This is a genomic window from Mucilaginibacter straminoryzae, from assembly GCF_022953055.1.
Lineage (GTDB): Bacteria > Bacteroidota > Bacteroidia > Sphingobacteriales > Sphingobacteriaceae > Mucilaginibacter > Mucilaginibacter straminoryzae.
Genome location: NZ_JALJEJ010000009.1, coordinates 64,590 through 77,975, shown reverse-complemented (window position 1 = coordinate 77,975; position 13,386 = coordinate 64,590). Strand labels below are relative to the sequence as shown.

At 45.0% G+C, this 13,386-nt stretch carries 7 protein-coding genes; all 7 read left to right on the top strand.

Annotation, left to right across the window (positions count from 1 at the left end):
- The first annotated feature begins 174 nt into the window (after positions 1 to 174).
- The 7 genes from MUY27_RS16605 to MUY27_RS16575 all read left to right on the top strand — a co-directional run bounded on the left by MUY27_RS16605 (position 175) and on the right by MUY27_RS16575 (position 13,311).
- Positions 175 to 3,168 carry a glycosyl hydrolase 115 family protein gene (locus tag MUY27_RS16605; RefSeq protein ID WP_245131859.1) on the top strand — a complete coding sequence of 998 codons (2,994 nt, stop codon included), beginning with the start codon at positions 175 to 177 and terminating at the stop codon, positions 3,166 to 3,168.
- Complete coding sequence (locus tag MUY27_RS20590; RefSeq protein ID WP_338042687.1) at positions 3,152 to 3,331, top strand: hypothetical protein; 180 nt, start codon at positions 3,152 to 3,154, stop codon at positions 3,329 to 3,331. The genes MUY27_RS16605 and MUY27_RS20590 overlap by 17 nt, the downstream gene beginning before the upstream one ends.
- Before the next feature lie 381 nt (positions 3,332 to 3,712).
- Complete coding sequence (locus MUY27_RS16595; protein ID WP_245131854.1) at positions 3,713 to 6,049, top strand: alpha-L-rhamnosidase-related protein; 2,337 nt, start codon at positions 3,713 to 3,715, stop codon at positions 6,047 to 6,049.
- A 343-nt stretch (positions 6,050 to 6,392) separates the two neighbouring features.
- Positions 6,393 to 6,989 carry an RNA polymerase sigma factor gene (locus tag MUY27_RS16590; RefSeq protein ID WP_245131852.1) on the top strand — a complete coding sequence of 199 codons (597 nt, stop codon included), beginning with the start codon at positions 6,393 to 6,395 and terminating at the stop codon, positions 6,987 to 6,989.
- Between the two features lie 87 nt (positions 6,990 to 7,076).
- Positions 7,077 to 8,207, top strand: coding sequence for a FecR family protein (locus MUY27_RS16585; protein ID WP_245131850.1), 1,131 nt, complete (start codon positions 7,077 to 7,079; stop codon positions 8,205 to 8,207).
- A 220-nt stretch (positions 8,208 to 8,427) separates the two neighbouring features.
- A complete protein-coding gene (locus tag MUY27_RS16580; RefSeq protein ID WP_245131847.1) occupies positions 8,428 to 11,820 on the top strand; it encodes a SusC/RagA family TonB-linked outer membrane protein in 3,393 nt (1,130 codons plus the stop codon).
- 15 nt (positions 11,821 to 11,835) lie between these two features.
- Complete coding sequence (locus MUY27_RS16575; RefSeq protein WP_245131846.1) at positions 11,836 to 13,311, top strand: SusD/RagB family nutrient-binding outer membrane lipoprotein; 1,476 nt, start codon at positions 11,836 to 11,838, stop codon at positions 13,309 to 13,311.
- Positions 13,312 to 13,386: the final 75 nt, after the last annotated feature.

Sequence of the window (13,386 nt, the reverse complement as noted above, 5' to 3'; positions counted from 1 at the left end):
CTGGTAGGTACACTTCTTACTTGCCATAAGTATCGCAAAAAAACGCTCCAAAAGTTTTCATTCTACATCTGTTGCAGCTTTTTAAACATGTCTGCTATAGTTTAGGTACTGACGAATCTAAATTTGCTATTCGGATTCCCCTCTCGAGACTTATAAACCAAATAGCATTAGATAATGATAGAAGCATTCGTAAAACCGTTTCGGTTAAAGCGGCATTTCAAGCTGGCGATTGTAAAAACTGGAATTTTACTTTTTATAAGCCACTTATTACCGTTAGGCGCCCAAGCGGTAAATGGTGCTAATTATGTTTCAGAGAAATCTGTAAAAGATGCTTTCAAACTTTCGGCTAACGGTAGTTCTGCTACATTATTCGCCAACTCGGCTGATTACAAAGGCGTATTAAGAGCCTTGCTTGATCTCCAGGGCGACATCAGTAAGGTAACGGGCCATCAACCCCATATTGTTTATGATAAAACACCTTCACAAAAGGAATTGGTCATAGTGGGTACGCTCGGCAAAAGCGAGGTGATAGACCAACTGGTGAAAAGTGGCAAACTCGATGTAAGTGCAATTAAGGGTAAATGGGAACACTTTACCCTGCAGGTAGTAAACAATCCGCTACCCGGTGTTGCAAAAGCCTTCGTTATTGCCGGTAGCGACAAACGGGGCTCCATTTACGGTTTATATGATGTTTCGTCGAGTATTGGTGTATCGCCTTGGCATTACTGGGCAGATGTTCCGCCACAAAAACATAGCAGCTTATATATAAAGCCAGGTAAATATACCGAAGGGCCAAGTGTAAAGTACCGCGGTATCTTTATTAACGATGAAGCACCTGATTTAACAAGTTGGGTGAGAGATAATTTCGGCACGGTAAAACCTAGTACTAACCCACCTATAAGGGCCGGGGTTTCTAACTACGGGCATGAGTTCTACGCCCGCATATTTGAACTCTTGCTCAGAATTAAAGCTAATTACCTGTGGCCAGCGATGTGGTCAAACGCATTTAATGAAGACGATCCTGAAAACCCGCGTCTTGCCGATGAATACGGTATCGTGATAGGAACTTCGCACCAGGAACCTATGTTACGCTCGCAACAGGAGTGGGACAGAAGATACATACGCACGTTAGGTACCTGGAATTATAAAAAACATGCTGATACGCTTGCCAAATTCTGGCGTGAGGGGGTACGCAGAAATAAAGATTTTGAAAGCATTATTACCATGGGGTTACGTGGCGCTAATGATTCTGAAATGGAGGGTACGCTGCAGGATAATATCGCCATGGTGGAGGGTATTGCAAGTACACAGCAAAAGATCATCAAAGAAGAGTGTGGCGCACAGGCCGCAAATGTTCCGCAGGTTTGGTGCCTGTATAAAGAGATCATGGAATATTACAACAACGGTATGCGTGTTCCTGATAATATCACTTTACTATGGGCTGATGATAATTGGGGTAACATCCGCAGGCTTCCTGATGACAAGGAACGCTTAAGGTCTGGCGGTGCAGGTGTTTATTACCATTTTGATTACCATGGCGACCCAAGAAGCTATGAATGGATCAACACTAATCCGATCGCGAAGATCTGGGATCAGATGTCACTTGCCAAGCAATACGGTGCAGACCGCATATGGATAGTGAACGTAGGGCACTTCAAAGGCTATGAATTACCGATGCAGTATTTTATGGACCTTGCCTGGGATACAAAATATTGGACAAGTGACAAGATACATGCTTATACCAGGCAATGGGCAGCGGAGCAGTTCGGGAGCCAGTATACCGAAGAGATAGCGGATATATTGAACAAATATACCAAATACAACGGGCGCCGAAAGCCAGAGTCGTTAACGCCGACCACGTATAGCCTGGTCAATTATAACGAAGCGGAGAACGTAGTGAAGGACTATGTTCAGTTGCAAAAAAGAGCCGAGGCACTTTATGATAAGATGCCTGCAAATCTGCGAGACGCCTATTATCAGATTGTACTGTTTCCTGTTAAAGCATGCGCGCAGGTAAATGAAATGTACCTGTCGGCAGCCAAAAATGAACTATATGCCCATCAGCAACGGGCCAGTACCAATGCTATGGCCGCAAGAACGCGTTTATTCTTCCAAAAAGATTCACTGCTGATGAATGAGTACAACCATATTTATGCAGGCGGAAAATGGAACCATTTTATGGATGAAACGCACATCGGTTATACCACATGGGCGCCACCACGAAAGAACAGTCTCGACGCTATCAAACTAAAACAATTGGAAATTCCGGCATCGGCTGCAATGGGGGTAGCATTAGAGGGTAGCGAACTGAGTTGGCCCGATGAAGATACTAAACCCGTTTTACCGTCTTTTGATAACTACAGCAATTCACAGCATTATATAGAGATCTTTAATAAAGGTAAACTTCCGTTTAGCTACAAAGTAAGTACTGATGCAAGCTGGCTAACTGTAAACGGTGCAAGCGGTCAGGTAGATAGTGTTGATAAAAGTATTTGGATCAGTCTCAATAAAGCCGCACTGCCTAAAGCTAATGCCGAAGGCGTCATCACTATTGTTGGTACAGGCGATCCCGTTAAGGTGAAGGTCAAATTCTCAAAGCTGCAATTGAATGCAGCAGCACCGAAAAGCTTTGTTGAAAGCAACGGAGTGATAGCCATAGAAGCGGCTCATTTCGCTAAAAACACCGCTAAAGGTGGCCGCCAATGGAAAGAGATAGAAGATTACGGGTTAACGCTGTCTGGCATGCGCGCAACGGCTCCGGCTAATGCGGCTCCTGCTGTTCCCGGTAAAGATGCCCCTTGTATGGAATATCCGTTATACTTATCTTCAAAAGACACGGCAGAAATCACCCTGATTACCTCTCCACAACTGAATGTAATGCCGGGCAGAGCTATAAAGCTGGCGGTTTCGTTGGATGATCAGCCACCTGTTGATGTGGTGAATGTTCCGGATAAATTTAAAGTCCACTGGTCAAATCCCGCCTGGGCACAAACGGTAGTAAAGCAGGCCAGGCAATGTAAAACAACGCTAAAGATAAAGTCGCCCGGCAATCACACCTTAAAAGTGTGGATGGTAGACCCTGGCGTGGTGCTGGAGAAAATCATCGTGAATACCGGTGGGCTGAAGCCCTCTTACCTTGGTCCACCGGAAAGTGCCAGAACGTTATAAGAATCCGGGCAAATTAGTTATACTTCATAGTCAGATAAGTCCAGGGTTACACACGCTTAAGATTTACATGATTGATCCTGAGGTGGTGCTGGAACGTATTGTGGTTAACCCGAATGACAAGTATCCGAGCTATTTAGGCGCTCCTTCAATTATGCATCAATAGGGTTTGTATAGTGCTAATTTTAGAATTCGGCAAGCGGTTGTCTATGTGCCCGGTCTTTATTGTCCCACCAAAGAACAGCACTTAATCGTTATTCGAATTAGGCTCTTATGTTGGTAACCAGGTTGCATCCCGAGCCAAAAATGAAGTACGCGATAATCAATCCTCACCATTTTACCAGACCATGGAAATTCTAACGTTATCTATAGTCGTTTTTTAACCATTGCTTATCATATTCTGACCAACTACTGCAGATCATTTCTCTTATTGATATTTTAGTCCATCATAGCAGGGGGCATCAGATTTGCTGGCCTTGCGAATTTTTCAACTTTCATCGGTATGTTTAAACTAATGTCAGGGGTAAATAGCTCCCCAACCAAACTGATGAGCAATCTAATAGCGGTCAATAAACAGCAATGGAAACTGAGCAGCTATTTGCTGGTCTGTTTGCTTTATTTGGGTTCCCCTTCGTGTTTGCTTGCTCAATCTATAGCCAGACCTGCACATTGGATATCTTCTCCGGAAGAGAACGTGGACAAACCAAACAGTTGGATTGCCTTTCGCAAGGATATCATATTAAAAGCAAAGCCCGGATCCGTTACTGCTATGATTGCGGCCGATACCAAATACTGGTTATGGATCAACGGGAAGCTGGTAGTGTTTGAGGGAGGGCTAAAACGCGGACCTAATCCTCGCGATACTTATTTCGATCAGGTCGAACTAGGTCCTTATCTTAAAAATGGACGCAATCACATTTCAGTTTTGTTGTGGCATTTCGGTAAAAGCGGCTTTTCACATGTTAATAGCGGGCGTGCCGGATTGTTATTTGCAGCAAGTGGTAAAACTGTACAAATTTATAGCGATCATAGTTGGGTTTGCCGTCTTCATCCCGCTTATGGCACTGCAGACAAGCCTGATCCAAACTACCGCCTTGCTGAATCAAACATCCGTTTTGATGCACGCGACGATATACCAGGCTGGCAAACAGCTTCTTTAAACAAGCTAAGAGGATTTACGTCTGCTAAAGAAGTTGGTATTCCCGGTGACGCTCCCTGGAATCAACTGATCAGGCGCCCTATTCCTCAATGGAAAGACTTCGGTATTAAACAGGTAAGCTTTCAGCGTATAAAAGGTAAGGGCACCGACACCATTATTGCCAAGTTACCTTATAATATGCAGATGACACCTATCATTTCGGTGAATGATCCCGTAGGCGGCCGTTTAATACACATCAATACCGATCACAGCCAGGCCGGCGGAACTGACAACCTGCGCGCTGAATATATTACGAAGCAGGGCGAACAGGAATACGAATCCTACGGCTGGCTAAACGGCGAGCATATCCTGCTGACCATTCCTTCAGACATTGTGGTAAGGGCCGTTAAATACCACGAGACCGGATATGATGCAGAAGCGACGGGCAGCTTTAACTGCAGTGACGAATTCTATAACCTGTTTTGGAAGAAAGCCAGGCGTACCCTTTACCTTAATATGCGGGATAATTATTTCGACTGCCCTGACCGTGAGCGGGCGCAATGGTGGGGTGATGCAGTATTACTGATGGGTGAAAGTTTTTATACTTACTCAACCTCAACTCATGCCTTAATGCGCAAAGCGATTTCCGAACTGGTTGACTGGCAACGCCCAAGCGGTGTATTGTTTTCGCCAATCCCCGGAAACTTTAACACAGAGCTGCCTGATCAAATGCTGACCAGTATCGGTGATTACGGATTCTGGAACTATTACATGAACACCGGCGACCGACAATTAATAGCAAAGGTTTATCCATCCGTAAAAAAATATCTTGCGTTATGGAAAACTGATGAAACCGGCTTAACCGAATTGCGCAAAGGCGATTGGCTGTGGGGGGACTGGGGTGACGATAAAGATTTGCGGTTGATATTAGCCGGATGGCACTACCTGGCATTGGATGCCGCCTCAAAAATGGCAGATTTAAATGATTTCCCTGCCGAGGCAGCTGAATACCGTAAGATCATGCAACAGGTTAAAAGTGGTTTTAACCAATGCTGGAACGGGCATGCCTACCGTCATCCATCTTACAACGGTGCAACAGATGACCGTGCGCAAGCTTTAGCTGTACTTACAGGTATTGCTGATACTACTAAATACGCCGAACTGTTTAATACCTTTCAGAAAGAATTTCATGCCAGCCCTTATATGGAAAAGTATGTCATGGAAGCATTATTCGTGATGGGCAAGGGCGGCTACGCTTTAGAAAGAACCAAAAAGCGATTTGCTGAAATGGTGAACAACCCTGATTACACTACCCTGTTTGAAGGTTGGGGCATTGGAGAACACGGGTTTGGCGGCGGCACTACTAATCATGCCTGGAGTGGTGGCGTACAGATCGTCATTGCGCAAAACCTTTTTGGCATCAAACCGCTGCAGCCGGGTTATAAAACTTTCCTGATAGCACCTAACCCGGCAACATTCAAATCAGGCACCATTAGGATACCTACGATAAAAGGAATGATCGACGCTGATTTTCAAAATAATACAAATGGTTTTAAACTAAAAATAACTGTTCCGCCTGGCTCAAAAGCAGTAGTCAGATTGCCTTCAGGAGTCAGAACATTGTTGAATAATAAACCACTAAAAGAAGGCCGGGATCATCAGGCGGACTCTGAACCAAATGGCAATTATCTACAGGTGGAACTTTCACATGGTAGCTACCGTATTGAAAGGGCTTTACCCCTTTAATTTTCCTATATTACAGGGTATACAGATCGTTCGACAACGTTTAGTTTTCAAAGCGCATAAACCGGTGGATTAAAGGTTTTCCTATCCCTGTAAACAGTACGCTTACTACCCGGAGTAAGGGCGTGCGTTTGAAGAACCAGAAACTGGCGCAGTAGCCATTAAGGCTGACTAAAAAAGAGCAGCACTGGTTAGTTTATCGAAAGCCCGACAGCTACGATTAGTTCTTCATATATTTCGCTTGCTGACCCATAAATCCAACTGATACTTCATCTTTTTATTCCGTTAATACAGAGGTAACACAATCTCGTTTATTTTGCTTAAGGGTAAATTAGGAACAGGTTAAATGACGACGGCGCATTTAGAATCAGATGCTGAATTAATTGAATTGATTTCGGGCAACGATTACGCGGCATTTGAGGTTATTTATAGCAGGCATTCGGATGCGATCAGGAAAATTTTAATCAGAATCTTAAAGTCGGAACAGCTGGCAGACGACCTTTGCCAGGAAATCTTTCTGCATTTATGGAGCAGTCGCTATAATTTGGGCCATATCAAAGCAATTAAAGGCTATCTACTGACCACTGCGCGTAACCGGGCGCTTGATCATTTGAAAGCAGCTTTGCGTACAGAAAGTACAATGGCTAACATGATCCGGAACTTCAATGAACAGCGCAATACCACTGATGAGGAGTTATTGACCAAGGAATACCTGCTTTTTTTAAACCGCATCTTGTCATCATTACCCGAACGCACCCGCCAGATATTTTCATTATGCCGTGAGCAAGGTAAATCTTACGACGAGGTTGCCCAGATGCTCGATATTTCCCGGAGCGCCGTTAAAAATCACATGGTGCTCTCGATGAAGGTATTGAGCAAATCCGTTCAAAAAGAGCTTGGCATATCCCTAAGTATGCTTTTAGCTTGTATTTTCCGCCACTGAGTAAGCAAATTGTTACCCCTGTATTAACTTATTTCTTTCCACTACCCTCCATTCGCATGTTATCGTCTTAGGGTTAAAATACCACGGATGGACGAGCAGCATTACCGGCATTTAGTTAAACGATATCTGGATGGCAAGGCTACCGATGATGAATTGGAAGTCTTTATCCATTTGCTGGGGACAGGTGTGCTGGACAATTATTTTAAACAGGTGCTGGACGAAGAATCGACAGGAGCAGAAGAACCATTTGTGTTACCTGCCGCGCAAAGGAAAAAGCGTGTTTTGCCTATGTGGTTTAAATATGCTGCTGCCGTACTGCTGTTCTCCTCAATATCGGTTAAGCTTTTTCTTGATCACTTCCGCAAACCGGAAAAGGCACAAGCAACTAACACCATCAGGTTGAAGAATGATGCGCTGCCCGGCGGCAATAAAGCTATTCTGACCCTGGCTAACGGGAAAAAAATTGTATTAGGAAAATCGGCACAGGGAACTATTGCCCGGCAGGGTGCCAGCCAGGTTGAAAAGATTAAAGAAGGGCATCTGGTTTACCAGGCTTCTGACTCATTGGATCAATCGCAGGCAGAGACAATGTACAACACGGTAAGCACGCCCAAAGGAGGGCAATATGCCATCACACTTGCAGATGGCACATCAGTCTGGCTTAATTCTATGTCGTCCATTACATTCCCTACAGCTTTTAAAGGCAATGAGCGAAAGGTGATTACCCAAGGGGAAGTTTATTTTGAAGTAGCCAAAGACAAGGCGAAGCCGTTCACAGTAGAAAGCAATGGGCAAATGGTTAAAGTGCTGGGCACACACTTTAACATCAATGCCTATAACGATGAAGGCGCTATTCGCACCACGCTGTTGGAAGGAAGTATAGCCGTGACAGGCCCAAGTGGAACTAAGGTGCTGGTACCCGGACAGCAATCCGAAGTAACAGACCGCTATATCAACATCGTTTCAGGTGCTGATGTCCAGGCGGCCGTAGCCTGGAAGAACGGTAACTTCAATTTCAACAATACAGACCTGCCCACCCTTATGAGACAGCTGGCCCGCTGGTATGATATTAATATTATTTATACAGGTAAAGTCAGTGAGCACGAATTTATGGGACAGATCAAACGGAGTGTCCGCCTTTCCAGCGTGCTGAAAATCCTCCAGGCCAGCGGCGTGCGATGCAATATAGACGGTAAGAACTTATATATCAGACCTTAATTAATAAACGCTTCAAATCCTAAGAAAATGAAAGATTACTACTAAGCTCGTCAAAGCCATAAAAAAACCAGAGTGCGCTAACACCCCGGTTTTAAGTAAGGCGATCAAAAATCCTATCGACAGATTTATTAACCCCAAACAATGCAAAAGTATGCAATTCAATCCGTGCAGGAAAGTTCCTGCAAAGGAAGTCATTCCTTATTCCAAATTTTTTCTGGTTATGAAGTTAACGATCATTTTAATAACCATCGCCTGTGTTCAGGTATCCGCCAGGGCCATTGCACAGCAAATTAATATCAACGCAAAAAATACCTCATTAAGCAAGGTGCTGCAAATAATCCAGCAGCAAAGCGGGCAAAGTATATTTTTTGATAACAGGCAGGTGCAGAAAGCCCAGGTTTCAAATGTAAGCATAAGCAATGCATCATTGCAGGATGCGTTGGCTATTGTTTTAAAAGATCAGCCATTTGCTTATACCATCATTGATAATACGGTAGTGATCACCTCAAAAGTAAACGCTGTTCAATCAGCCGCCCCTATCAGGATAAGCGGTACAGTTACGGATGAAAGAGGCATATTGTTACCCGGTGTCTCCGTAATGATCAAGGGCACTACCAACGGTACCGTAACCGATCATAAAGGCAGTTACAGTATTAGTGTACAAAGTGGCCAAACATTGGTGTTTTCTTTTTTGGGCTATAAGAAAACCGAAATTATAGCGGATGGCAAACGGACTATCAATGTAAGTTTAACGCCCGACGCTGCTCAACTTAACGATGTGGTGGTTACTGCGCTCGGTATCAAGCGCGAGGAAAAATCTTTAGGCTTTGCCGCACAAACGCTTAAAGATAAAGCGGTTGAAGATGCAAAAACCAATAACTGGGTAAACTCGTTAACCGGTAAAGTTGCCGGTTTAAATATCCAGGGAACAGGTTCCGGACCGATCAGTTCGTCGCGTATCACGCTTCGTGGCGAAAATTCACTTAACCTGGATAACAACCAGGCACTCATCGTGCTTGATGGTGTACCGGTAAACAGCAAGATCACCGGTACAGGCTTTAAGGCTCACCTCGCAACCGATAGCCCCATCGACTTTGGTTCCGATGTATCAGATATCAATCCGGACGATATAGAAAGCATCACGGTATTAAAAGGTCCTGGCGCAACCGCACTTTATGGCAGCAGAGCTGCAGGCGGCGCGTTGATTATTACCACAAAAAGCGGTGCACGGAAAGACGCCGGGCTTGGCATCACCTATAACCTCAACATGAGTATTGACCAGGTTAACCGCTGGCCGGATTATCAGTATGAATATGGCGAGGGCCGTACAACCGCCTATTACTCTTACGGCGATAGTGCCGATGGTATTAACACCAGTACCAACGCCGCCGCAGGCCGTGCTTGGGGACCGAAGTTCAATGGTCAGTCTTATTTTCAATATGACCCGAATACCCCAAATAACAAGGCAACGGAGCGTACGCCATGGAAGGCTTATCCGGACTACATTAAGGGCTTTTTCCAAACCGGTTCTACCGTAACCAACAACCTTTCTATCGAGGGCGGTAATGACAAGAGCTCGGCCCGTTTATCTCTATCTCACCTGGGCAATAAATGGATCATCCCGAATACCGGCTTTTCGCGTACATCTGTAGCGCTTTCCGTCAATCATAAAATTAACGACAAATTAAGGATCAGCGGTAAAGCTAACTATACCAACAAGGAGAGTGATAATTTGCCGTCTGCCGGTTATAATAATCAAACGCTGATGTATTTCCTGGCCATTGGCACTGCCCCGAACATTGATCACAATTGGTTTAAGCCTTACTGGCAGCCGGGTCTTGTTGGTGTACAGCAAAAAAATCCGTTTAATCCAGGGCCTGATAATCCATATATCGACTTGTACGAAGACTTGAACAAGCTGTCTAAAAACGGTTTCATTGGTACTGCCTCTGCGTTTTATCAGTTCAGCAATAAACTGGAACTGATGCTGCGCACCAGCTTGGACATGTCAAGCGAATTTCGTTCGCAACAGCGGCCTTACAGTATTACCAAATACCCGAAGGGCAGCTATAGAGAAGAAAACGTTTATAGTTTCGAATCTAACAATGATCTCCTGTTGACCTATAAGGATAAAGTTAACCAGGATATCAAATTCTCCTTAAACGCAGGCGCAAACGCACTGGTACAGAATTATAACTTCGCCGGCATCTATGCAGACCAATTAGCACAGCCTGGCGTGTACCAGCTTTCAAACAGCCTTGATCCGGCCGTTGCTGATCCTCAGCGAACTAAAAAAGCAGTCAATAGTATTTATGCTGCTACACAATGGTCATACAAAGACGCGATCTTCCTTGACCTGACCGGCCGTAACGACTGGAGCAGTACGTTACCTTACAAGCATAACTCGTTTTTCTATCCATCTGTTAGTACCAGCTTTTCGCTGGGCGATATGTTTACCCTGCCTCACCAGATCTCTTTTGCTAAGCTAAGACTTTCTTACGCGCAGGTAGGTAATGATACCCGCCCTTATCAAACGTCTAAATATTACGACAAAATCTACAGTAACAGTTTTACCACAGCCACTACGCTTTACAACCCGACCTTAAAGCCAGAGATCACTTCCAGCTACGAGGCGGGGTTAGATCTAAGGCTATTCAATAGCAGACTTTCAACAGACATCGCTGTTTACCGTAACAATAGCCGCAACCAGATCCTGGCTATCCCGCTCGACCCTACCTCTGGCAATGCCAGCGCCCTGGTTAACGCTGGTTTGATAGAAAGCAATGGCGTTGAAGTACAGTTGAGAGGTACGCCTATCCTGAAAAATAATTTCAGATGGAACACCACCCTGAACTGGAGCCGCAACCGTAGCTACGTAAGAGAACTTACCAACGGACTTACCAGCCAGGTAATTTACAGCCATGATGGAAACGTGACCATCGAAGCAAGAGTGGGCGGCCGTATGGGCGACCTGTATGGGCTGGGCTACCAGCGCTCGCCCGAAGGCAAAATAATTTATAACTCTACGGGCTTGCCTGCACCACTTGATCCTGTTGCCAAAAAACTGGGTAACGCATTCGCCGATTGGAAATCCGGGCTGATCAATGAGTTTCTGATCAAAAAGGTGCGCTTCAGCTTTCAGCTCGATTATCAGCACGGCGGTAAAATGTTTTCGCAAACCAACCATAAGAACAATACGCTTGGTAAAACCAAAGTCACCCTTCCGGGGCGCGATGGCGGAATTGTTGGGGATGGTGTAGTACGTGGTGCTGACGGTGTTTACCGGCAGAATACTGTAAGCGTATCGGCGAGTTCTTATTATGAAAATTACTACGCCATTAACAATGCCGAGAATAACATTTTCGACACCAGTTTCTTAAAGCTGCGCGAAGCACGGGTAGAATTTAACCTGACACTGCCATTTTTAACCAAGGCTGGCTTTAAACAAACCAGCGTAGCGGTTTATGGCCGTGACTTGTTCGACATTACGAAATTTCCGGGCTTTGATCCCGAGGGGGGAAACCTGAATAGCGGAACCCTAACACCCGGTGTTGAATTGATGCAATTCCCTTCACCCCGCACCATTGGGCTCAATTTAACTTTCAAACTTTAATCATTGATCAGCATCATGAAAAAGATATATAGTTTAATTTTTATGGTAAGCTGCCTGCTGGCATCATGTACCAAGAATTTCGAAGAAATCAACACGGATCCCAACCGGCCGAAAGAAGTAAACCCAGGCGTAGTGCTCGGGCAAATGCAATATCGCATAGTAAGCAGCAGTATCAGTGCAGCACGAGGCTTTACACACGAATTGATGCAAGTGGACGCCCCACGAAGCAGCGCCGGCGGTGGCGGCGTACACCGTTATGTAATTACCCCTGGTACGGGTGTTTGGAGCAGCTTTTATACGTATCTGGCAGATATTGATGTTGTGATCAGCAGTGCGGAGCGATTGAAGGAAAACAACTATAAGGCAATTGGTTTGGTGTACAAATGCTGGGCTTATTCTATACTAACAGATGTTTACGGCGATGTGCCTTATTCACAGGCGATGCAGGCCGCCAATGGTAACTTTCAGCCAAAGTTTGACGCGCAAAAAGACATATATACGCAGATCCTGAAAGACCTGGTTGCCGCAAATGATCTGTTCGATGATACCAAAGCGCTCACTTACGGCGGCGATGGCGTATACAACTCGAACGTTTTAACCGGAGGCAAAAATGTAGGTATCCAGAACTGGAAAAAGTTTTGTAACACGTTGCGTCTTCGCTTACTGCTGAGGTTGCTTAAACGTGACGGCGAACTGAACATCAGCGATCAGATCAAAGCAATATTGGCAGACCCGGTGAAGTATCCCGTGTTCACCTCCAATACAGAAGAAGGTATTTACAAATTCCCGAATGTAAATCCTTACTTCAACCCTTACTACACAGCCCGGCAGCTCGACTGGAGAGACGGTACATACTATACCAAATTTTTCATTGATAACCTCAACGCCTGGAATGACCCACGTCGCGCCGTGTGGGCGCTTACCGTATCCGTGAACGGCCAGAACGTTTATCAGGGTATTGAAAGCGGTTATCCAACTACCACAGAGTATGTAGTCGGCAAAAACTCCAGCTATACCGATGCCCTTAAAACGTCAGCGATCACCGGTGTAATGATCACTTATGCCGAAGAAGAGTTCATTAAGGCAGAACTTGCGCTCAGAGGTTTTAATACCGGCAATACCGCCAAAAACCACTACGAAAAAGGTATTACTGCTTCCATGACCCAATGGGGCGTGGCTTTGCCCGCCGGATACCTGCAACAAACAGGTGTAAAATACAACGAAGGCAGTAGTGTGGATACGCAATTACAGCAGATCATGCTGCAAAAATATTATGCTTATTTCTTCAATGATTACCAGGCCTGGCTGGAAAAACGTCGTACCGGATATCCGGTATTACCCAGAGGTTCAGGTATACCTGCTGAAAACCAGTTCCCAAGCCGTATACCTTATCCAACTTACCTGCAATCTTTAAATGCTAACAATCTCGCCGCTGCTGTTGCCGCCATGGGAGGAGATAAAAGCACTATTAAAGTATGGTGGGAGAAATAATCGAAGTTCATTAAGTATAAAAAAAGAAAAAAGACTTAGTCATGTTCAAATCAAGAATACTATTTGCCGGTTTCC